This is a genomic window from Streptomyces sp. NBC_00454, assembly GCF_041434015.1.
In the GTDB taxonomy this organism is placed as follows: Bacteria; Actinomycetota; Actinomycetes; order Streptomycetales; family Streptomycetaceae; genus Streptomyces.
This window is the reverse complement of sequence record NZ_CP107907.1, coordinates 7,955,116-7,974,811: the sequence shown is the minus strand read 5'-3', so window position 1 is coordinate 7,974,811 and position 19,696 is coordinate 7,955,116. Positions and strand designations below refer to the sequence as shown.

The window sequence follows — 19,696 nt, the reverse complement described above, 5'->3', positions numbered from 1 at the left end:
TGTGGATGCTGCAGACCCGTGTCGGGAAGCGCACCGCGCAGGCGGCCTTCAGCATCGCCTCGCAACTGGCCGACGAGGGCCTCATCTCCACTGATGAAGCGCTGGCCCGTGTCGACGGCGACATGCTGGCGCGGCTGATGTTCCCCCGGTTCGACGCAGGTGTCGCGGCTCCCGTGCTCACACGCGGTATCCCGGCCTCGCCGGGTGCGGCCGTGGGCGTGGTCGTCTTCGACTCCGGGGAGGCGGTTCGGCGGGCCGCCGCCGGAGAGGAAGTCGTGCTGGTACGGCAGGAGACCACGCCCGACGACCTCCCGGGCATGGTCGCCGCTCAGGCGGTGCTCACGAGCCGGGGCGGCAAGACCAGCCATGCGGCGGTGGTGGCGCGCGGTATGGGCAAGGTCTGCGTCTGCGGGGCCGACGCGCTCTCCATCGATCTGGGGGAACGCCGCTTCTCCGTCGGCGATGTCGTCGTCTCCGAGGGCGAGACCATCTCCGTGGACGGCTTCGAAGGCCTCGTCCGCCTCGGCGCGGTACCACTGGTCGACTCCGCGGTCATGCGCTACTTCGAGGCGGGCTCACCCGCGCCGGACGCCACCGCGCAGGAGGGCGTACCCGAGGTGCACCGCCTCATGGAGCACGCCGATGCCACCCGACGCCTGGGGGTACGGGCGAACGCCGACACACCGCAGGACGCGGCCCGAGCACGCCGGTTCGGCGCAGAGGGCATCGGACTGTGCCGTACGGAGCACATGTTCCTCGGGGACCGCCGTCAACTGGTGGAAGCCATGATCCTCGCGCCCACGGAGAACGACCGCGAGGTCGCGCTGGCCGCACTCCTGCCCTTGCAGCGCGAGGACTTCACCGGAATCCTCGCCGCCATGGACGGCTTGCCCGTGACCATCCGGCTGCTCGACCCGCCTCTGCACGAGTTCCTGCCCGACCGGACGGACCTGGCCGTACGCCTTGCCCGGGACGAAGCATTGGGCCGGACACAGGATCCTCACGACACCGAGCTGTTGGCCGCAGTCACGCGCATGCACGAGGAGAACCCGATGCTCGGCCTGCGGGGCGTCCGACTGGGTCTCGTGAAACGGGGCCTGGTGGCCATGCAGGTCCGTGCCATTGCAGAGGCCGTCGTTGCCCGCAAGCGGGCGGGAGGTGATCCGCGTGCCGAGATCATGGTCCCGCTCGTGGGCGCGGTCGAGGAACTCCACCTCGTGAGGCAAGAAGTGGAGGAGGTGCTGTCCACGGTCGCGCGCGAGACGGGAGTCCCGGTGACCTGCCCGATCGGAACCATGATCGAGCTGCCCAGGGCAGCCCTGACCGCCGGCCGTATCGCGAGCCAGGCGGAGTTCTTCTCCTTCGGAACGAACGACCTGACGCAGACCACATGGGGCTTCTCCCGCGACGACGTCGAGGCGGAGTTCTTCTCCGCCTACCTCGACAAGGGAATCTTCGAGACCTCCCCGTTCGAGACGATCGACCGGGAAGGAGTCGGACGCCTGGTGGAGATCGCGGTCCGTGAAGGTCGTGCGGCCCGACCCGACCTCAAGATCGGCGTGTGCGGGGAACACGGCGGTGACCCCACCTCCGTGCACTTCTTCCACGGGGCCGGACTCGACTACGTCTCCTGCTCCCCGTTCCGCGTCCCCGTCGCCCGCCTGGAGGCCGGCCGTGCAGCCCTGTCGGCACGGTCTGCGGACGCGACGAAGTGACACGCTCACCGACCCCGCCGGGGCCGGTGCGAGCGGGCGGAGGGCTCCAAGGAGGTGAAGCGCGCGAGTGGGCCGTCCGCTACGCGCTGCTCTCACACAGGCGGAAGACGGTGACCAGGTCGGGCTTGCTCAAAGGGACGTCGGCCCAGGGATATGGGCTCGCAGTACCGCGAGCCGCCGGCGGTATTCCTCGTCGTCGATCTCGCCTCTGGCGAATCGCTCCGCGAGAAGCTTCTCGGCCCCCTTGTCGGGGGTTGGGTGCGGCGCGGGCACTGTGTGCCCGTCCGCACCGTCCCGCCTGAGGGCGCGGACCACGAGGATGGCCGCGGCGACGATCAGGGTCCAGATGATCAGTGTGGTGAGGGACATGGCGAACCATCCCCAGGCCCCCATGCCATGGCCATTCCAGTACATTGCGCACCTACCAGGTGGACGGGGTCGACGGTCGGGAGCCGGCCATCTGCTGCCAGGATCTCCGGCTGCACCGAGCCCCGGCATGGGCCGGTCGGCCCACAGTCGGGGCCACAGGGCCCATGTCGGGACTGGCGGGACCACCAAGACTGAAGACGGACTCGAACAGGAGGCCGTTCATGACCACCCCGTCACCCACACGTATCTCCGAGGCGCTGCCCGCCGACTGCCGTTCCCGTCTGATGGAACTGGCCCAAGAGGTCAACTTCGCCGAGGGGACGCGTCTCTTCAGCGAGGGCGGTCACGCCGACCGGTTCTGGATCGTCCGGTCCGGCACCGTGACCTTGGACGTCCACGTGCCCGGGCGGCGCGCCGCCGTCATCGATAGCCTCGGTGCCGGTCAGCTGGTCGGCTGCTCGTGGCTCTTCAAGCCCTACTCCTGGCGCCTTGGCGCCGAGGCGATGACGCCCGTCCGCGCGTACGAGTTCGACGCGGCGCGCGTACGGACGCTGATGGACGACGACACCGCCTTCGGCTCTGCCCTGGGCCATTGGATCGGGCAGGTCCTGGCCAACCGGCTGCAGGCCGCCCGCGTGTGCCTTCTCGACCTGTACGCGCCTTACGGCAGCGGCAGCTTCCTCTGATCGTCCGTATGCCGAAGGAGCCGGTCATGCCCGCATCCCGCTACACCGTCAGTGACGTCATGACGCACACCGCCATCGCCATCGGCCGTGGGGCGTCCTACAAGGAGATCGTCGAGCTGATGCACCAGTGGAAGGTCAGCGCGGTCCCCGTCCTGGAAGGCGAAGGCCGGGTCGTCGGCGTGGTCTCCGAGGCGGACCTGCTGCCGAAGGAAGAGTTCCGGCGTACGGACCCCGCACTGCCCGAGCAGCTGGAGGAAGCGTCGAAGGCCGGCGCGGTGCTGGCCGAGGAGCTCATGTCGAGCCCGGCGATCACCGTCCACCCCGACGCGCCCGTCACCGAAGCCGCCCGGATCATGGCCCGCAAGCACGTCAAGCGCCTGCCCGTCGTGAACGTGCTCGGCATGCTGGAAGGCGTGGTCAGCCGCAGCGACCTCCTCAAGGTGTTCCTGCGGCCAGACGAGGAGCTCGAGGAGGAGATCCGCCAGGCCGTGCTCACCGAACTGGCACCCGGTGTGACCTTGGACTTCGCCGTACAGGACGGCGTCGTCACCCTTCGCGGCCCACTGCGGGACCGGGTTTTGGTCCCCCTGCTCGCACGGGCGATCCGCGCGGTCGAGGGTGTCGTGGACGTCCGGATGGAGCTGGACGGCACCATCGCTGCCTAGCTCCGGTTCTCGTCGGCCACAGGGTGCCTTGCGCGTCTTCCTGAGACAATTCGGATGGAAAGGCACAGCACGTGGACCGAGCCAGGGGCGATCATGTCCGAGGATCCGAACGCCTCCGCAGAGGCGCCGATCAAGGTGTTCCTCCTCGATGACCACGAGGTGGTCCGGCGTGGGCTGCGCGACCTTCTGGATGCAGAGCCGGACATCACCGTCGTGGGTGAAGCCGGTACGGCCGAGCAGGCGCTGACCCGCGGGCCGGCGCTCCGTCCGGATGTCGCCGTACTCGATGTGAGGCTGCCCGACAGCGACGGCATCACCGTCTGCCGCGAGCTGCGCTCGCGCATGCCGGGGCTGGCCTGTCTGATGCTGACCTCGTTCGACGACGAGGACGCCTTGCTGGACGCGATCATGGCGGGGGCCGCCGGGTACGTGCTGAAGCAGATCAAGGGTGCTGACCTGGTCTCGGCCGTACGCACGGTCGCCACCGGCCAGTCCATGCTGGACCCCGCGACCACCGCCCGCCTGATGCACTCCCTGCGTGACCCGGAACCGGCGAAGACACCGGAGGACGCTCGCCTGGCAGCTCTGTCCGAACGGGAGCGGGCTGTGCTGGAGCTCATCGGCGAGGGCCTCACCAACCGGCAGATCGCCAAGCAGCTCTACTTGTCCGAGAAGACGGTCAAGAACCACATCTCGCGGTTGCTGGGCAAGCTCGGCGTGGAGCGGCGGGTCCAGGCGGCTGTGATCGCCGCCCAGGTCCACGAGCACGAGGCCGGAACGGTGAAGCGGTAGGAACGTCTGGTAGAGGTCACCGAGCCGGCGGGACCAGAGGTACCTCCCACTCCAGGCGAGTGCCCCGCTCCCCGTTTCCCGGCGCGGCAATCTCCATCTGGCCGCTGAGCCTTTCGGCACGCTCCGCCAGGTTCCGCAGTCCGCTGCGCCGACCGCCGGCGGGCAAGCCCACTCCATTGTCGGTCACCGTGATCGTCAGCTTCCCGTCGCCCGCGGCGATCGAGACCTCCACCCGCGTGGCCCCGGCATGGCGGGCGACGTTGGTGAGAGCTTCCCCCACCACGGCGATGACCTCGTCGGCGACGGCGGACGGTACGTCGGTGTCGATCAGTCCTTCCATCCGCAGGGCAGGGGCGAAGCCGAGGGCTGCGGCCGCCCCGTCCAGGGCCTTGACGGCGCGGGAGCGCAGCTTGGAGGCCTCACCGGGGGTTTCGTGCTCGCGGAGTCCGAAGATGGTCGATCGGATGATCTTGATGGTGGCGTCGAGGTCGTCCACGGCGCGCGCGATGCGTTCCGATGCCTGGGAGTGGTCAATGAACCGCTGGGCGCTCTGGAGGGTCATGCCGGTGGCGAAGAGGCGCTGGATGGCCAGGTCGTGCAGGTCGCGGGCGATGCGGTCGTGGTCCTCCAGGAGGCTCATCTGCTCGGTGTCACGGCGCCGGTCGGCGAGCTCCAGGGCGAGGGCGGCCTGGCTCGCAAACCCCGGAAGTGGGGCGACTTCCGTGGTGGCGAACACGGGGCGTCCGTGCCGCCGGGCCAGCATCAGGACGCCGCTCAGGCTTTCCTTGGTGCCGACGGTGACGGCGACCGCCGGGCCGAAGCCCGTCCACCGCTCGGGGTGCACGGTGACGTGCTCGTCGGTCGCCACGTCGGGGACCGTGATGAGGCCGTTGTGGGCCAGTGCGGCCTCGGCGAGGGTTCCCTGGGTACTGGGCAGGACGATCCCGCGGTGTGCCTCTGCTCCTTCCCCGAGGGCGAGGGAGCCTCGCAGTTCACCGGCGGAGCCGAGCAGGTAGAAGACGCCCATGTCGGCGCGGGTGATGTCCTTGGCCTGCTCCAGCATGCCCTCGAGGACTTCGTTCTCGGGCGCTCCGGAGAGCAGGGCGCTGGTGATGTCGGAGCTGGCCTCCAGCCAGCGCTCGCGCAGCCGGACCTCCTCGAAGAGCCGGGCGTTCTCGATGGCGATGCCGGCCGCGACGGCGAGGGTGGACAGGACCGCTTCGTCCTCGGCGTCGAAGTCGGCTCCGCCGCGCTTCTCGGTCAGGTAGAGGTTGCCGAAGACCGCCTCGCGGACCCGGATCGGGACACCGAGGAACGAGTGCATCGGCGGGTGGTGGTCGGGGAACCCGTACGAGGCCGGGTGCTCGGACAGCTCCGACAGCCGCAGTGGTTCGGGGTGGCGGATCAGCTCGCCGAGGATGCCGTGGCCGGAGGGCAGGTCTCCGATCTGTGCGCGGAGGGCGTCGCTGATGCCGACGGGAAGGAACTCGGCCAGTTTCTTGTCGTTCCCGATGACTCCGAGGGCCCCGTATTCGGCGTCCACGAGCACTACGGCGGCCTCGACGATGCCTTGCAGGACCTGCGGCAAGTCGAGTTCCCGGCCCACGGACATGACGGCTTCGAGTAGACCGTTCAGCCGGTCCCGCGTGCCTCTGACCTCGTCGATCCGTACCTGGAGTTCATCCAGCAGTTCGTCGAGCCGCAGACGAGGAACACCGCTCCGGGTGGGCTGTTCCCCTGTGCTCATGCCCGCCTCCGGCAGGAAGGGATGGCGAGACGGCCATCACTTCCACGGTATCTCCGGTCGGGGCGCCCGGCCTTTCCACTCAACGGGATGCCACTGCCCCTTCCGGCTCCTCCTCGTGTCGCGGCGTACCGGTTTCGTCGTGCAGCTGGCGGACGTGGGCGTCCGGTCCGGGAAGATCACGGTGGTACGGCCGGTGTCGGACCAGCGCACGTCGTACGGCGGGGTGCCGTCCTCGTGGTGCAGGGCGATGACTTCGCCGTCACGGCCTGTCGTTCCGACGGTGGGGCCGCCCACGATGATCTGGTCGCCGACCTCGGCGTGGATCCCGTCTCCGTGGGCAAGCGGATGCGCGTTCATGATCATGCCTTTCTGTGGAATGCGCCCCGCAGGAGCCGGGCGGCGACGAACGCCGCGAGGGCTGCCGAGGCGGCGAGCCCTATGCCGGCCCAGCCCACCGGCTGGGTGTCCAGCAGCGACTGCAGAGCGGGAAGGTGCAGGGCAGCCATCGCAAGGAGGGCGGAGGCCGCCACGGCGGCGGGGAGGGAGAGGTTCTGGGTGGTGAGCAGCCGGGCCCTCAGTCCCAGGGCCACGCCCAGCTGGGCTCCGAGCAGGGACAGGAAGAGCACGCTCTGCCAGGGCAGGCCCATGGAGCGCGCGCCGATGCCGGCGATCAAGCTGAAAGCCGTCACGGCCGCAGCGAGGATGAGGAGGCGTTGCCACACGCCTGCGGCCAGGATGTGCTGTCCGGGCGGCCGGGGCGGGCGCCGCATGGCCTCTGGTGAGGCCGGTTCGGCACCCATGGCCACGCCGGTCAGACCGTGTGTGAGGAGGTTGATCCACAGGATCTGGCCCGCCCGAAGCGGGAGGGCCAGGCCGAGTAGGGGACCTGCCAGCATCACGAGGATCTCGGCGGCCCCACCGGCCATCGCGTAGACGAGGAAGCGTCGGATGTTGTCGTAGACGCGGCGGCCTTCCTCGACGGCCGTGACCACGGTGGACAGCTCGTCGTCCGTGAGGACGAGGTCGGCGGCCTGGCGGGCCACCTCGGTGCCGCGGGCGCCCATGGCGACGCCGATGTCGGCCTGGCGGAGGGCGGGGCCGTCGTTGACGCCGTCCCCGGTCATGGCGGTCACTGCGCCGCGGGCCCTCCAGGCGTGGACGATGTCCAGCTTCTGCTGCGGATCGGTCCGGGCGAAGACGCGTACCGCGGTGAGGTCGGTGTCCGGTGCTGCGGCAAGCTCGGGTCCGGTGACGACGGAATCGGCTGGACCGTCCTCGACGAGGCCGATGCGTACGGCGATGGCGTGAGCCGTCGCGGGGTGGTCGCCGGTGATCATGACCGGGGTGATGCCGGCAGCGCGGCAGGCCGCCAGAGTGGTGGCGGCGGTCGCTTTCGGCGGATCGCTGATGGCGATCAGGCCGAGAAGGCTCAGTCCCTCTTCCGCCTCGGCGGCGGGCAGACTCCACTGGAGCCGTTCGGCGCCTGCCACCGCCAGGACCCTGAATCCGTGCGCGGCCAGCTGGGCAGCTTGCAGGCGAGCCTGGTCCAGGACCTCGGGCGGCTCGGCGAGCACCATGGGAGCCAGGACGCTCTCCGGCGCCCCCTTGAGGCAGACCAGGACGTTGCCGTCGGGCAGGTGGTGCAGGGTGGTCATCCGCTTACGCGAACTGTCGAACGGTGCTTCTCCGATCCGGGGGCAGTCCCGGTGCAGCTCGGCGGGGTCGGGGCAGCCTGCCTTGGCAGCGGCTGCCAGCAGTGCGGCCTCCATGGGGTCGCCCACGGCCGTCCATGCTGCGGAGCCGCTCTGGGGTGGTTTCAGGCTTGCGTCGTTGCACAGGGCTGCCGTGGTGAGCAGTTCCTGCAGTGGGCGGAGTTGCTCGGGCGTCAGGGAGCGTCCGGCCCGGGTCAGGTCTCCTTGGGGTTCGTATCCGCTGCCGGACACGTCCGCGGCTCCGGACGGCGTCCACAGGCGCTGGACGACCATGCGGCCCTCGGTGAGGGTGCCGGTCTTGTCCGTGGCCAGCACGCTCACCGAGCCCAGTGTCTCCACGGCCGGCAGGCGCCGGACCAGGGCGCCGCGGGCCGCCATGCGGCGGGCTCCGAGGGCGAGGGCGAGGGTGACCACGGCGGGCAGGGACTCGGGCACCGCGGCGACGGCCAGGCTGATGGCGGTGACCGCCATCGTGCTCACGCCGAGGCCGCGTAGGAGGCCCAGGGCGAAGAACAGCACGCACAGGGCGAGGGTGACGGCGGCAAGGACGCGGCCGAGGGAGGCGAGGCGGCGCTGGAGCGGTGTCGGCTCGTGGTCCCCGTCCAGGAGGGCTGCGATCCGGCCGAGGGCGCTGGCGGATCCAGTGGCCGTGGCCGTCGCCACACCTCGCCCGCGCACCACGACGGTGCCGGCGCTGACCACGTCACCCGTGGATTTGGCGACGGGTTCCGATTCGCCGGTGAGCATCGACTCGTCCATCAGGAGAGCGGATGCCTCGGTGAGATCGGCGTCCGCGGCGACGATGTCACCCTCGCCCAACAGCAGGCTGTCACCCAGTACCACGAGCGCTGCCGGCACTTCGTAGGCGGCGCCGTCGCGCAGCACCCGGGCGTGCGGGGCAGAGAGAGCGGAGAGCGCGGCGACCGCGCGGTCCGCCCGGACCTCCTGGGCCACTCCCACGGTCGTGTTGAAGACGACCACCAGGCCGATGACGACGGCGTCCGGGTGGTCGCCGATCGCGATGGTCAGGAGTGCGGCACCGAGCAGCACCATGATCAGCGGATCACGCAGCTGCGCCAGTACCCGGCGGCGGAGGGGTGTGGGTCGCGGAGGTGCCACCTCGTTGCGTCCGTAGCGGGCCAGCCGGCGTTCGGCCTCGGCCCGTGTCAGCCCTGTCGGGGCCGAGGAGGCGACGGACGGCGTTTCGATCGCGCGGCTGGTCATGGCGGGCTCAGCCAGTGGGGACGGTGATCACGGGGCAGTGCGCGCGGTGCAGGAGGCCGTGGACGACGGATCCGATGCGCATGCCGGTGTATCCGCCGCGGCCGCGGCGGCCCACGACGACGGCCAGGGCGTGCTCGGCGGCCCGGGCGAGTTCCTCGACGGGGTGGCCGGCGAGGACTTCGTGCGTCACGTGCACGTCCGGGTACTTGTCCGACAGGCCGGCGGTGGCCTCGGAGAGCAGGGTGCGCTGGGCGTGCAGTGCCACCTCTTCGTCGTTCAGCATGATGAGCGGCGGCTGCCATACGCAGACGACCCGCAGCGCCGCCCCCCGGAGGTCGGCCTCGTCGAAGGCGAAGTCCAGCGCGGCAGTGGCGGACGCGCTGCCGTCGATACCGGCGACGACGTAGGGCGGCTGCTGGCTGATGTGTTCGGCGTCGCCCACGACGACGACCGGGCAATGGGCCTGGGCAGTGACGGGGACCACGAGCGAGCCGGCGCTGAAGAACTCGGCGGTGCGGCTCAGGTGCCGGGAGCCGAGGACGATCATGCGGGCTTCTCGCGCCGCGCCGCCCAGGACGGGGACGGGGAAGCCGCCGAGCAGATCGCCGGTGACGGCCACCTCGGGGTGGCGGTCACGCACCCAGTTGCACGCTTGGCCGAGCCTGTCGGATGCGGCCTGCCGCAGGGCCGTCTGACCGGGGGTGTCGTCGACGTGATGGGTGTCGTGCTGGGGCGGTACCGCGAGCACCAGGCGTAGCGGGAGCCGGCGCCGTTGTGCCTCGTCGGCGGCCCAGGCCAGGGAAAGGTGCCAGTCCCTGTCCGGGTCGATGCCCACGACGATGCCATGGCTTCCTGTCAGGTGGATGGTCATGACCGGCTCCCGAAGTCGCTGCCGGTCCGGGGGATGAGGAGGACGGGGCAGTGGGCGTGGTGCAGCAGGCTGTGCGTGGCCTTGCCCAGGCTGGGGGCGAGTCCGAGGGGCCCTGGGATCCGGCGGCCGCCCATGACGAGCAGGTCGGCGTGCCGGGACGCCTCGACCAGGACACCGGCCACGGAGATGCTCTTCTCCGCATCGGCCTGCACCTCCAGGTCGGGGAACTCGCCGCGGACCACGTCCGTGACGGCCCGAAGGGTCTCTGCACGGCCGCCGGCGATCTCGTCGACGCCGTCGAGCATGCTGACCACCTCACCTACGGACTGGAGCACGTTCCACACGTGCAGGAGCCGCAGGGAGGCCTTGTGCAGCTCGGCTTCCCGGGCGGCGTACCGGGCGATCAGGAGGTCGTGCTCATCGCGGATCGCCGCGAGGACCGTGCCGGTCTCCTCGGCCCCGTCGATGCCCCGGACGACGATGACGGGCGTCATGGCGATGGCCGCGGTGCCCAGCCCGACCGAGCCGAGCATGAGGGAGTTGAAACCGCCCAGCCCGCGGTTGCCCACCACGACCGTGCCGTGGAGCCCGCCGGCCCGGTGAAGGCTGTCGACGGCGCTCGCGCGGCTGAACTCGGTGGTCACGTTCAACCCGGGGTACTCGGCCGACACGGCCTTCGCCGTCTCGTCAAGGATGGCCCGGCCGTTGACACGGATACGGTCGATGGTCTCCGCCGACACGTACAAGGCCCTGCCGTCGGTGTCGGAGCCGTAGACGATGTGGAGGGGGCGGTCACGGCGTGCGGCCTCCTTGGCCGCCCACAGGGCAGCGACGCGCGCCGACTGTGAGCCGTCCACGCCGACGGTGACCGAGCTGGTGTCCGGGGTGCGGAATGTGCTTTCCACGATTCCTCCCAACCGAGAAGCCGATGAGGGACACCACCCACGGTGGCACCGCCGCCGTTTCGGCAAGAGGGCCGCCCGGGACCGCAGACGGGACCAAAGGTCCCCATCGTCGTCGACCGGAGACCTCGGGCCCTTGCGGCCCCCCGGACGGGACCGTTCGGCCCTCGATCGCCGGCGGCCTTCGACGGATGGTGGGGACACACCCCACACCGGACACCAGCCTCGCGTGACACGGCGGAGCAGGAGGGCCTCATGAAACATCTCAAGGTGGCGAACCTGATGACCGACGAGGTCGTGTCCGTGGCCCCGGGCACCGGTTTCAAGGACGTCGCGAAGCTCCTCGCCCAGTACGACATCTCGGGAGTCCCTGTCCTGGACGACGAGGACCGCGTGGTGGGCGTCGTCTCGCAGACCGACCTGCTGGCCCACACGGTGTCGGGCTCCCATCCCTCTGAGCAGAGCCCCCCGGCGCCTGGTCCGCCCACCGCGGGCGAGGTCATGTCCGCGCCGGCGGTCACCGTTCACGCCGAAGAGACAGTGGCTGACGCCGCCCGGCTGATGACCCGTCGCGGCATCGAACGCCTCCCCGTCGTGGACGTGGAGGACCGGCTCGTCGGCATCGTCACCCGCCGGGACCTGCTCCGCCTGTTCCTGCGCCCGGACTCCGAGATGCGCCGGCGTATCACCGACGAGGTCCTCACGGAGGTGCTCGGTGTGCCGGCCGGTGACGTCGACGTCCATGTGGTCGACGGCATCGTCACTTTGGAGGGCCGTGTCGAGCGTAGGAGTCAGCTCCCTGCGCTTCTCGGCCTCGTCGAACAACTCGACGGGGTCGTCGCCGTGGCATCACGCATCACCGCCCGAACCGACGACACGGCAGGCATGCACGCGGACCGTGCCCGGCACGCCATGCCGTGGTGATGAGCGCCGGACCGTACGAAGGGAATCGAAGCCATGAAGAACCACGTGACCGTCGGAGTCGACGGCTCCCCTGAGAGCCGGGCAGCAGCACGCTGGGCCGCGCACGAGGCCGTCCTGCGGCAGGTGCCGCTCCGCCTCGTGCACGCCGTCGACTGGCCCCTGGACCCGATGTTCCCCGGACTGGGCCGCCAGGACGTGGACCGCTGGGCGGACCAGGCTCTGGCCGAGGCCGCGACGGAGCTGCACGGGCGCCACCCGCACCTGGAGATCACGACCCGCTGCCTGACGGCACGGCCGGCAGCCGCTCTCGCGGCCGAGGCCGCCGACGCCGGCCTGCTGGTCCTGGGATCGCGCGGTCTGGGCGGCCTGGTCGGTTTCGTCGTCGGCTCGGTGGCGATGTCCACCGTGGTCGCGACCGACACCCCGGTCGTCCTCGTTCGCGTCACCGACGACCCCGACGGCCCGGGCACCGGCTCCGGCGCTGAGATCGTCGTGGGTGTCGACATCCATGAAGCGTGCGACCGGGTACTCACCTTCGCCTTCGAGGAGGCGGCCCGGCGCGACTGCCCGCTGCGGGCCGTGCACGGCTGGAAGATGCCGGCCGCCTACAGTTACGTCCCCTTCTTCGACCCGGACAACGAACGGGACATCGGCAGGAGCGTCACACACATGGTGGACGACATGCTGCTGCCCTGGCAGCGCAAGTTCCCCGACGTGAATGTCAGCCACAACGTGTTCATGGGATCCGCGGGCGAGCATCTCGTTCGGGCCTCGCAAGGAGCGGGACTCGTCGTCGTGGGGCGCCATCTTCGCCGCTCCGCCCTCGGGGCGCACCTGGGCTCGGTCGCCCACGCGGTCCTGCACCACGCAGCAGCCCCCGTAGCCGTCATCGCCCACGACTGAAGGAGCGGTACTGGTGGCCAGACCACCTCAAAGCCCCGGACAGCCCTACCCAGGGACGGTCGCCCCTCACACCATCATGAGCACGGCCGTCCCACTGAGGAGGAAGACCATGAAGCACCTGCGCACCGTCGAGGACGTCATGACACACGCCGTGATCTCCGTCGACCGAAGAACCGCGTTCAAGGACATCGTGGAAGAACTGCGGATGTGGAACATCAGCGCGCTCCCCGTCCTGGCCCAGGACGGACAGGTGGCCGGCGTCGTCTCCGAAGCCGACCTGCTGCTCAAGACCCAAGGCACCGACACGACCCACGACACCGCCGCCGAGCAGCTGACGACCCGCCCGGCCGTGACCGTCACGAAGGACGCCACCATCCCCACCGCGGCGCGTCTGATGGCCCGCAGGCACCTCAAGCGCCTTCCCGTTGTCGACGACGACGGCCGACTCGTCGGCGTCGTCAGCCGCGGCGACCTGCTCAAGGTCTTCCTGCGCCCGGACGAGGACATCGGCGCCGAGATCCGCGAACTGATCATGTATCAGCTACCGCCGCAAGTTCCCGCCGAAAGGCACGTCCACGTGCACGGTCCCGTCGAGGTACACGTCCACGTCGCCGACGGCATCGCCTACCTCAACGGTTCGCTGCCGGACCCCGCGATGGAAGACATCGTCGTCCGCGCTGCCAGTACCGTACCGGGCGTCGTCGACGTCAAGGCGGACTTCACCGCCCCCGTCTCCGCCTGAAGGCACCACCGCCATGAGGCACCGCAGTGTCGCGGACCTGATGACGCACACCGCCGTCACCGTCCGGCGCACGACCACGTTCAAGGAGATCGCTCGGCTCCTGAAGGAGTTCGACATCACCGCCATGCCCGTCGTCGACGAAACCGGGCACCCGGTCGGCGTCGTATCCGAAGCCGACCTTCTCCGCCGGCGGCCCGCCGGTGGTGCCGCAACAGCCGAGGAGCTGATGACCAGCCCGGCCGTCACAGCCCGACCCGAGTGGAGCGTGGTCCGCGCGGCCCGGGTCATGCAGCGGCACCGGGTCAAGCGGCTGCCGGTCGTCGACGTCGACAACAGACTCACCTGCGCCGCAGTAGAACGGGGCAGGGCCGGTCGGTCCCCGGTTGGGCCGCTCGGTCCCTCCCAGAGGCCCCGCAAGCGGAAGAGCCTGGAAGCAGCAACCATCCGACCCAGGAGGAACATCATGTCGAACCGGATCACGGTGGGTCTGGACGGATCGAGCGCCGGCAGCGCCGCAGCCGACTGGGCCGCCAACGAAGCCGAACTGCGCGGTGCAGCTCTGGAACTCGTCCACGCGGAGGACTGGGCCCAGTACGGACCCTTTGCCGCGCCACTTCCCGAACCGCGTCCTCAGTGGGCAGAAGACCTCCTTTCGCGCACGCGGGACCGGCTGCTGCGCGAACACAGCACGCTCGACATCAGCACCCACAGCACGAATGGACTCGCGGCCTCCAAGGTCCTCGCCGCGTCTGCGGAAGATGCGGACCTGCTCGTCCTGGGCTCTCGTGGACTCGGCGCCGTCGCCGGGTTCATCGTGGGCTCGACCGCCTCGGCGACCCTTCCCGAGACCGACACACCCGTCGTCCTCGTGCGCTCCGTCGACGGCCGAGACCAACCGACCGGGCACGCGGACGATGCCGGACCGGTGGTGCTCGGCGTGGACCTGCGCAGCAACTGCGACCGGCTCCTCGCCTTTGCCTGCGAGGAAGCGGACCGGCGGGCCTGCCCGCTCGTCGTCGTACACGGCTGGTCGCTCCCGCCGGTCTTCTCCTACGCTCCCGCCCTCGACCTCGGCGTCGAGAAGGAAATGGCCGGCGGACTCGAGACCACGCTCCACGAGCTGCTGAGTCCGTGGGAGCGGAAGTATCCGCGACTCTCCGTCGATGCACGCATCGTCATCGGCCAGCCCGCCATCCAGATCCTGGACGCTGCGCCTGGCGCGGCCCTCGTCGTGGTTGGCCGGCGTATCCGTCGCCCGGCACTCGGCGCCCGCATCGGCCCCATCACCCACGCGGTGATGCACCACGCCACCTCACCGGTCGCCGTCGTGGCGCACGACTGAGGCCGCACAGACAGGAACAGTCCCGTGACCGCAACATACTTCGACCCCGACACCGTCATGCTGCTCGTCGGCGACGCCGTCACCGCCCCGTCCATGCACAACGCCCAGCCATGGAAGTTCGTGTTCCATGTCGGCAGCAGTGCGCTGGCCCTGTACGGCGATCCGGATCGCGCCATGCTTCGGACCGACCCGGATCACCGCAGCCTCCACCTCGGCTGCGGTGCGGCACTGTTCAACCTCCGCGTGTCCGCAGCCTCGATCGGTCTCCCGGTTCGCGTCCGGCTCCTGCCCGACGACGCCGAACCGTGGCTGCTCGCCACGGTGACCATCGACGAAACCACGGCCGCGGACCGCGAGCTGGCCTCCCTGCACGACGCCATCCGGCGCCGGCACACCAGCAGGTACCCCTTCGGCGAGGAGCCGGTGCCGACGGCGTTGCTGGACGGTCTGTGGGCTGCGGCCCACTTGGAGGGCTGCAGGCTCACCGTCCCGGATACCTGGCACATCGACACCGTGCTCGGGCTGGTACGGGACGCCGAACACCGCGAGGAGATCGATCCGCTCGCCCGGGCGGAGACCACGGCCTGGACCTCCCACACGCAGAGTGCTACGGGCACGCGCCGCGACGGCATTCCTGCCGCCGCATTCGGACCCAAGGCTTCCGGCGGCCCCACCCCCGTGCGCGACTTCGGTTGGGCCAACCCGATACCTGATCGCGGCTGGGCCGTGTTCGAGAAGCGGCCGCAGCTGGCTCTGCTCAGCACAGAGGGGGACGCGAGAGCCGACTGGCTACGCGCAGGCCAGGCGATGGAACGCGTCCTTCTGCAAGCCACTGCTGACGGCCTTGCCACCTCGATGACGTCCCATCCCCTGGAATGGCCGGAGCTGCGGTGGACTCTGCGTGACCCGGTGGCAGCCATGGGGCACGTGCAGATGGTCTTCCGTCTCGGCTACGGCCCCGCAGGCCCCGACACGCCCCGCCGCCCGTTGTCCGAGGTCATGGAAATCCGGGAGTAGAAGCCGGCGGAACGGCGCGTAGACGCTCAATGGCGCATCCGCTCAGGGCGCGAGGTCCCGGCGTCGGAGCAGCAGATGGGCCAGCAGGATGCCCAGCACTCCCGCTCCGACCAGGATCCCGAGCTGGGGCCAGAGCACGCCGCCTTCGGCCAGGGCGTCGCCCGGGGCGTAGTAGTGGAAGGGGCTGAGAAACCTCAGCGATGCTGCGGGCGACCAGGCCAGTGCGATGAAGTTGACGGCGAAGCCGACGGCCCCGATCGCGATGGTCGCGCCGACCACCTGGGCCCGCCGTCGTCCCGCCGCCGACACGGCCATCGCCGGCCCGATCAGGCACACGGCGAAGCCGAGGCCCATGAGCCCGGCGGCGAACACCCCGCCGATCGGCACCGCCCGGTGGATGTCCGGTGACAGCGCCACCCCCACCGCGACCGTGAGGGTCGCGGCAAGGTTCAGGGACAGCGCCGCGAGCACCAGCGCGGCGGTCCGCTCGGCCAGCAGCCGGGTACGGCTGACGGGACGCACCATGACGAGTTCCACCGTCCCGGATTCCACGTCCGCGGCCACGGCGGCCGCGGCGAGCGAACCGATCGCGGTGAGCTGGATGGCGATCCAGAAGGGGTGCGTGAGGCCGGCGCCCAGCAGCCCGGGGTAGCTGGCGATCGACACGTCGCCGCTGGACCCGCTGAAGGCCCGGTAGGCCGAGGGTGGCCCCTTCCCGCCCGCGGAGAAGAGCTGCCCCGGAGGAATCGCATTGGCGACCACCACGATGAGCGCCTCGAACACGACCATCCCGACGAGCAGGGCAGCCAGCATCCGGCGCCGCCGGTACAGGGCGAGCCACAAGAGCGGCCATTGCCGTCTCACGGCTCCGCCCGCCCGGCGCCGTCGCGGTACAGGTCCATGAAAGCCTCGTCCAGCCCGGCCTCCTCCACCGTGACGTCGGCCACCGGCAGGCTGAGCAGGGTGCGCAGCGCGCCCACCGCTTCGCTCGGAGGTACGAGCAGCTCCACCCGGTCCCCCTGCCAGCGCGGGTCCCAGCGCTCCGCGCCGCCCAGTGGCCGTACTCCTTGCCCGTCCGCGAAGGACAGGCGGATCCGCCTGGCACGGGCCTCGCGCAGGCCGGCCACGCTCTGGACCGTGACCAGTCGTCCGTCCCGGATGATCGCCACCCGCCCGCACGTGCGCTGCACCTCCGGCAGGATGTGGCTGGAGAGCAGCACGGTGCGTCCGCCGGCGGCCGCCTCGCCCAGCAGTGCGAAGAACGTCTCCTGGACCAACGGGTCCAGTCCCTCGGTCGGTTCGTCGAGCACCACCAGATGCGGATCGTGCTGCATCGCCTGCACCAGCCCGAGCTTCTGCTTCATGCCCCGCGAGTAGCCCCCGACGGGGCGGGCGAGGACCGCGGGCGTCAGCCCCAACCGGTCGCACAGCTCGCCGCGGCGGGGCACGGGTGCTCCCTGGAGCGCGGACAGCAGATCGAGCGTTTCCGCTCCGGAGAGTTCCGGGTAAAGGCGCAGCTCACCCGGCAGGTACCCCAGATGCGGAGCCACCCTGCTGTGATCGGAGATCGGGTCCAGCCCGAGCACCCGAACGCGCCCCTCGGTCGGCCGGAGCAGCCCGATCAGGCACCGCAGCGTGGTCGTCTTTCCCGCACCGTTCGGCCCGAGGAAACCGAACACCTCACCCGGTTGCACTGTGAGGCTCAGGCTGTCGACTCCCATCACCGGCCCGTACCTCTTGGTCAGTCCGGTCAGCTCGATGGCCGGCCTGTCACGCATGGGTCCAGTCTGAGCCTGCTGCTGGAGACCTGCCTGCTCACCCAAGGTCGTAGGCCGAGAGGGAGGCGTGCCGCGGTGCGGTCCCCGCTGCTGCCATGTCGGTGTAGGCGGTGCGCTTGAGCTGCATCGCCAGGTTTTCGAGCGCCCGGGCGGCCGCGAGCTCGTCGCCGATCTCGGGCACGTCCTTGTCCGTGGGGTTGCAGCGCGCGGTGCCGTGGCCCGTGAGGCGGGTGGTTCCGGTGTCGAGTTCGACGCGGACCTTGGTCGCGTGATCTTCCTCGAAGAGGTAGAGGTGGGACTTCCATTCGGTCGTGTGCGACATGGTGTGCCTCCGATCGGATCAGGAGTAGCGGTGGTGCCGGCGTCGGGCCCAGCGTCGGATCTCGTCGCTTCCCCAGATCAGCGGTGGGGGTCGAGATGAGGAGAACGGCATCCGAAGGTGGCGGTTCTCGCGGTGAGCGGCGGGGCGGTTGCCGTCCGTCCAAGCGGATCGCCCGAGGGCCACCGCGGCGATGCCGGCCGGCAGGTCAGCGCGAAGGCGGATGCAGACGGGCCCGGGTACGGTCGGCATTACGCCTGAGCGGGTTGCCCCCATCCCTTTCATCCGGTGGTGCATGGCACGCCTCCGTGCTGGTGCGTACCGGAGCAGGGCCGTCCCTTCAGGCGGCCACGAGCTCGGCGCTGATGTGGTGGGCCCACTTCTGGATGCGCTCGGGGTTGCGGAAGTCTCCGCCCTTGCCCTGGCGGTTCAGCGCCTTGGCGAGGAAGCCCGGGGTGTGGGCCGTAATGCTGCCGCCGAAGGTCATGTGCTCGCGCGCTCCGATCAGCTGCATCTCCCGGGCGACGGCGGAGACCGGAGGGATGTCGTGTTCCTCGGCCGAGCGGTCGAGCGGGCCGCTGCTGAACATCCACACCGGGCGGTGCCGCAAGGAGTCGGCATTGCGTTCCGCGCAGTGCTTGGCCTTGCTGCTCCAGTGGCCGGCGTAGAGGGCTCCGCCGAGGACGACGGCGTCGTAGGCGCGGACGTCGTGGACATCGTCGGCGGGCAGTACGACGGCGTCGAGACCGTCCTCCCGGAGGGTCGTGCCGATCTGTTCGGCGATGCCGGCGGTGGCTCCGTGCTTGGTGCCGTAGGCGACCAGGACTCGCTTGGTGCTCATGGCGGGTGCTCCTTGGTTGCGTGGTGAGGGGCTGATGCCACTGTCACGCGGCCACGGGCTGGTCCGCTTGGGCCGGACGGACCCCTACGGAGGCCATTCGGTCCTCTCCGAAGCGGCCCTCCTGGACCAGGGCCGTGGCCGACACGATGAGCACTCGCCGCAAACCTGCTCGTCAACGCAGCTAGTCCGGAAAGGCCTACCACCACCGCGTAGACCTGTGCGCCCTCGGTCAAGTGAGACCCGACCAGGGGCACCCGGACGTGCCCGCGCGCCCGGCTGCCCGCGGAGACGAAGGAGTGGCTGGGCCGAACGCCCGGCACGTCAAGGTGGGGCTATGGGACGGACACGTCCGCCCGGATGATGGTGATCGGGCACGGCGCGTGGAGCGCGGCCTGCTGGCTCACCGAACCGAGCAGGGCCCGGCGGAAGCCGCCGCGACCGCGGCTGCCCACGACCAGCATGTCCGCACCCTCTGCCGCGTCCACCAGGACGTCGACGGGATTGCCGCGCACCAGGCGCTGGTGCACGGAGGAGGCACCGTCCTCACCGAGGACCGTGCGGACCTCCTCGACCAGACGCCGCTCGGCCTCCTCCTCGTCGAACGTGGCGTCGACCGCCGGGGCCGACCACGACGCGGCACCGGGCAGGTCCCATGCCGCGACCGCCTCCACTCGCCCGCTCACCAGCGCTGCGTACCGGACCGCCCAGCGCAGCGCGGCCTGGGACGAGGGCGATCCGTCGACGCCCACGACGATCCGCGGAGCCTCATGCTGCCTGTCCATTCCGTTCACCCTTCCAAACGGCTGATACATCCACAGTGTGCGCATCACGAACGCACCGCCAGGCGGAACGGCTACCGTGTCAGCCCTTGGGGAGCCGGAACCACCGCTCCTGGCCTGCGGCAATGCGTTCGTGCCGGTTGCCGGGCAGGACCAGGGGCACGGGGCCCAGGGGTGACGGTGGGACGGAGATGCCGAGTCGGCCGGGCCGGAACCGGATACGGATGTCCCGGTGCCCCAGGTAGGAGATCGAGAACGAGGAACCGGGGACTTCGGAGAGGGGCACCGGGGCGATGTGCAGGCCGTCGCCGTGGGGCTCGAGTCCGACGATGCCGCGCTCGACGAGGTCGAGGGTGCCGCCCATGGCA

Annotated in this window: 21 protein-coding genes; 9 read left to right on the top strand and 12 right to left on the bottom strand. The window is 70.4% G+C overall.

The annotated features are described in order from the left end of the window. Positions 1-1,715, top strand: a 1,715-nt coding sequence (locus tag OHU74_RS36405; protein ID WP_371613941.1) for a putative PEP-binding protein, incomplete at its 5' end; no start/stop codon positions are given. A 129-nt stretch (positions 1,716-1,844) separates the two neighbouring features. Here OHU74_RS36405 and OHU74_RS36400 read toward each other — a convergent pair. Then, positions 1,845-2,084, bottom strand: a complete 240-nt coding sequence (locus OHU74_RS36400) for an SHOCT domain-containing protein (RefSeq protein ID WP_371613942.1) — start codon at positions 2,082-2,084, stop codon at positions 1,845-1,847. Positions 2,085-2,305: 221 nt separating this feature from the next. Between OHU74_RS36400 and OHU74_RS36395 the strand changes: the two genes are divergently transcribed. The 3 genes from OHU74_RS36395 (at position 2,306) to OHU74_RS36385 (ending at position 4,227) form a co-directional block, all read left to right on the top strand. Next, on the top strand, positions 2,306-2,770 hold the full coding sequence (locus tag OHU74_RS36395; protein ID WP_371613943.1) for a Crp/Fnr family transcriptional regulator: 465 nt from the start codon (positions 2,306-2,308) through the stop codon (positions 2,768-2,770). A gap of 26 nt (positions 2,771-2,796) precedes the next feature. Then, positions 2,797-3,435: a CBS domain-containing protein gene (locus tag OHU74_RS36390; RefSeq protein ID WP_371613944.1), complete on the top strand. Its 639-nt coding sequence runs from the start codon at positions 2,797-2,799 to the stop codon at positions 3,433-3,435. 93 nt (positions 3,436-3,528) lie between these two features. Next, entirely contained in the window at positions 3,529-4,227 is a 699-nt protein-coding gene (locus OHU74_RS36385; protein WP_371613945.1) for a response regulator, read from the top strand. Positions 4,228-4,243: 16 nt separating this feature from the next. Here OHU74_RS36385 and OHU74_RS36380 read toward each other — a convergent pair whose 3' ends face one another. From OHU74_RS36380 to OHU74_RS36360, 5 genes are read right to left on the bottom strand one after another with little or no spacing between them, the layout of a single operon-like run. Then, a complete protein-coding gene (locus OHU74_RS36380) occupies positions 4,244-5,974 on the bottom strand; it encodes a GAF domain-containing protein (RefSeq protein ID WP_371613946.1) in 1,731 nt (576 codons plus the stop codon). A 36-nt stretch (positions 5,975-6,010) separates the two neighbouring features. Then, entirely contained in the window at positions 6,011-6,331 is a 321-nt protein-coding gene (locus OHU74_RS36375; RefSeq protein ID WP_371613985.1) for a DUF1918 domain-containing protein, read from the bottom strand. Positions 6,332-6,333: 2 nt separating this feature from the next. Then, a complete protein-coding gene (locus tag OHU74_RS36370; protein WP_371613948.1) occupies positions 6,334-8,910 on the bottom strand; it encodes a cation-translocating P-type ATPase in 2,577 nt (858 codons plus the stop codon). Between the two features lie 7 nt (positions 8,911-8,917). Then, positions 8,918-9,781 carry a universal stress protein gene (locus tag OHU74_RS36365; RefSeq protein ID WP_371613949.1) on the bottom strand — a complete coding sequence of 288 codons (864 nt, stop codon included), beginning with the start codon at positions 9,779-9,781 and terminating at the stop codon, positions 8,918-8,920. Further along, positions 9,778-10,686, bottom strand: coding sequence for a universal stress protein (locus OHU74_RS36360; protein WP_371613950.1), 909 nt, complete (start codon positions 10,684-10,686; stop codon positions 9,778-9,780). The genes OHU74_RS36365 and OHU74_RS36360 overlap by 4 nt, the downstream gene beginning before the upstream one ends. Positions 10,687-10,938: 252 nt before the next feature. On the opposite strand from OHU74_RS36360, the gene OHU74_RS36355 reads away from it, so the two are divergent. The 5 genes from OHU74_RS36355 (at position 10,939) to OHU74_RS36335 (ending at position 15,611) form a co-directional block, all read left to right on the top strand. Further along, complete coding sequence (locus OHU74_RS36355) at positions 10,939-11,607, top strand: CBS domain-containing protein (RefSeq protein ID WP_371613951.1); 669 nt, start codon at positions 10,939-10,941, stop codon at positions 11,605-11,607. Positions 11,608-11,640: 33 nt separating this feature from the next. Continuing rightward, the gene (locus OHU74_RS36350; RefSeq protein ID WP_371613952.1) at positions 11,641-12,510 is read left to right on the top strand and encodes a universal stress protein; all 870 of its coding nucleotides are present in this window, start codon (positions 11,641-11,643) and stop codon (positions 12,508-12,510) included. Between the two features lie 109 nt (positions 12,511-12,619). Further along, on the top strand, positions 12,620-13,252 hold the full coding sequence (locus tag OHU74_RS36345) for a CBS domain-containing protein (RefSeq protein ID WP_371613953.1): 633 nt from the start codon (positions 12,620-12,622) through the stop codon (positions 13,250-13,252). A 13-nt stretch (positions 13,253-13,265) separates the two neighbouring features. Then, positions 13,266-14,594: a universal stress protein gene (locus OHU74_RS36340; protein WP_371613954.1), complete on the top strand. Its 1,329-nt coding sequence runs from the start codon at positions 13,266-13,268 to the stop codon at positions 14,592-14,594. Positions 14,595-14,618: 24 nt separating this feature from the next. Then, positions 14,619-15,611 (top strand): nitroreductase family protein, encoded by a 993-nt coding sequence (locus OHU74_RS36335; protein ID WP_371613955.1) that lies wholly within the window; start codon positions 14,619-14,621, stop codon positions 15,609-15,611. 42 nt (positions 15,612-15,653) lie between these two features. On the opposite strand, the gene OHU74_RS36330 is transcribed toward OHU74_RS36335, so the two are convergent. From OHU74_RS36330 to OHU74_RS36305, 6 genes are all read right to left on the bottom strand, one after another. After that, complete coding sequence (locus tag OHU74_RS36330) at positions 15,654-16,475, bottom strand: ABC transporter permease subunit (RefSeq protein ID WP_371613956.1); 822 nt, start codon at positions 16,473-16,475, stop codon at positions 15,654-15,656. Then, positions 16,472-17,389 (bottom strand): ABC transporter ATP-binding protein, encoded by a 918-nt coding sequence (locus OHU74_RS36325; RefSeq protein WP_371613957.1) that lies wholly within the window; start codon positions 17,387-17,389, stop codon positions 16,472-16,474. The genes OHU74_RS36330 and OHU74_RS36325 overlap by 4 nt, the downstream gene beginning before the upstream one ends. Positions 17,390-17,426: 37 nt before the next feature. Further along, the gene (locus OHU74_RS36320) at positions 17,427-17,711 is read right to left on the bottom strand and encodes a dsRBD fold-containing protein (protein ID WP_371613958.1); all 285 of its coding nucleotides are present in this window, start codon (positions 17,709-17,711) and stop codon (positions 17,427-17,429) included. Positions 17,712-18,048: 337 nt separating this feature from the next. After that, complete coding sequence (locus OHU74_RS36315; RefSeq protein ID WP_371613959.1) at positions 18,049-18,549, bottom strand: flavodoxin domain-containing protein; 501 nt, start codon at positions 18,547-18,549, stop codon at positions 18,049-18,051. A 332-nt stretch (positions 18,550-18,881) separates the two neighbouring features. After that, positions 18,882-19,331, bottom strand: coding sequence for a universal stress protein (locus OHU74_RS36310; RefSeq protein ID WP_371613960.1), 450 nt, complete (start codon positions 19,329-19,331; stop codon positions 18,882-18,884). 79 nt (positions 19,332-19,410) lie between these two features. After that, positions 19,411-19,692 carry a glycosyl hydrolase family 65 protein gene (locus OHU74_RS36305; protein WP_371619892.1) on the bottom strand — a complete coding sequence of 94 codons (282 nt, stop codon included), beginning with the start codon at positions 19,690-19,692 and terminating at the stop codon, positions 19,411-19,413. Positions 19,693-19,696 lie beyond the last annotated feature (4 nt).

What these genes read in the sequence shown, in the direction of transcription:
- OHU74_RS36400 (WP_371613942.1), bottom strand. Translation starts at nt 2,084, where the DNA reads ATGTCCCTCACCACACTGATCATCTGGACCCTGATCGTCGCCGCGGCC.
- OHU74_RS36395 (WP_371613943.1), top strand. Translation starts at nt 2,306, where the DNA reads ATGACCACCCCGTCACCCACACGTATCTCCGAGGCGCTGCCCGCCGAC.
- OHU74_RS36390 (WP_371613944.1), top strand. Translation starts at nt 2,797, where the DNA reads ATGCCCGCATCCCGCTACACCGTCAGTGACGTCATGACGCACACCGCC.
- OHU74_RS36385 (WP_371613945.1), top strand. Translation starts at nt 3,529, where the DNA reads ATGTCCGAGGATCCGAACGCCTCCGCAGAGGCGCCGATCAAGGTGTTC.
- OHU74_RS36380 (WP_371613946.1), bottom strand. Translation starts at nt 5,974, where the DNA reads ATGAGCACAGGGGAACAGCCCACCCGGAGCGGTGTTCCTCGTCTGCGG.
- OHU74_RS36375 (WP_371613985.1), bottom strand. Translation starts at nt 6,331, where the DNA reads ATGAACGCGCATCCGCTTGCCCACGGAGACGGGATCCACGCCGAGGTC.
- OHU74_RS36370 (WP_371613948.1), bottom strand. Translation starts at nt 8,910, where the DNA reads ATGACCAGCCGCGCGATCGAAACGCCGTCCGTCGCCTCCTCGGCCCCG.
- OHU74_RS36365 (WP_371613949.1), bottom strand. Translation starts at nt 9,781, where the DNA reads ATGACCATCCACCTGACAGGAAGCCATGGCATCGTCGTGGGCATCGAC.
- OHU74_RS36355 (WP_371613951.1), top strand. Translation starts at nt 10,939, where the DNA reads ATGAAACATCTCAAGGTGGCGAACCTGATGACCGACGAGGTCGTGTCC.
- OHU74_RS36350 (WP_371613952.1), top strand. Translation starts at nt 11,641, where the DNA reads ATGAAGAACCACGTGACCGTCGGAGTCGACGGCTCCCCTGAGAGCCGG.
- OHU74_RS36345 (WP_371613953.1), top strand. Translation starts at nt 12,620, where the DNA reads ATGAAGCACCTGCGCACCGTCGAGGACGTCATGACACACGCCGTGATC.
- OHU74_RS36340 (WP_371613954.1), top strand. Translation starts at nt 13,266, where the DNA reads ATGAGGCACCGCAGTGTCGCGGACCTGATGACGCACACCGCCGTCACC.
- OHU74_RS36325 (WP_371613957.1), bottom strand. Translation starts at nt 17,389, where the DNA reads ATGCGTGACAGGCCGGCCATCGAGCTGACCGGACTGACCAAGAGGTAC.
- OHU74_RS36320 (WP_371613958.1), bottom strand. Translation starts at nt 17,711, where the DNA reads ATGTCGCACACGACCGAATGGAAGTCCCACCTCTACCTCTTCGAGGAA.
- OHU74_RS36315 (WP_371613959.1), bottom strand. Translation starts at nt 18,549, where the DNA reads ATGAGCACCAAGCGAGTCCTGGTCGCCTACGGCACCAAGCACGGAGCC.
- OHU74_RS36310 (WP_371613960.1), bottom strand. Translation starts at nt 19,331, where the DNA reads ATGGACAGGCAGCATGAGGCTCCGCGGATCGTCGTGGGCGTCGACGGA.
- OHU74_RS36305 (WP_371619892.1), bottom strand. Translation starts at nt 19,692, where the DNA reads ATGGGCGGCACCCTCGACCTCGTCGAGCGCGGCATCGTCGGACTCGAG.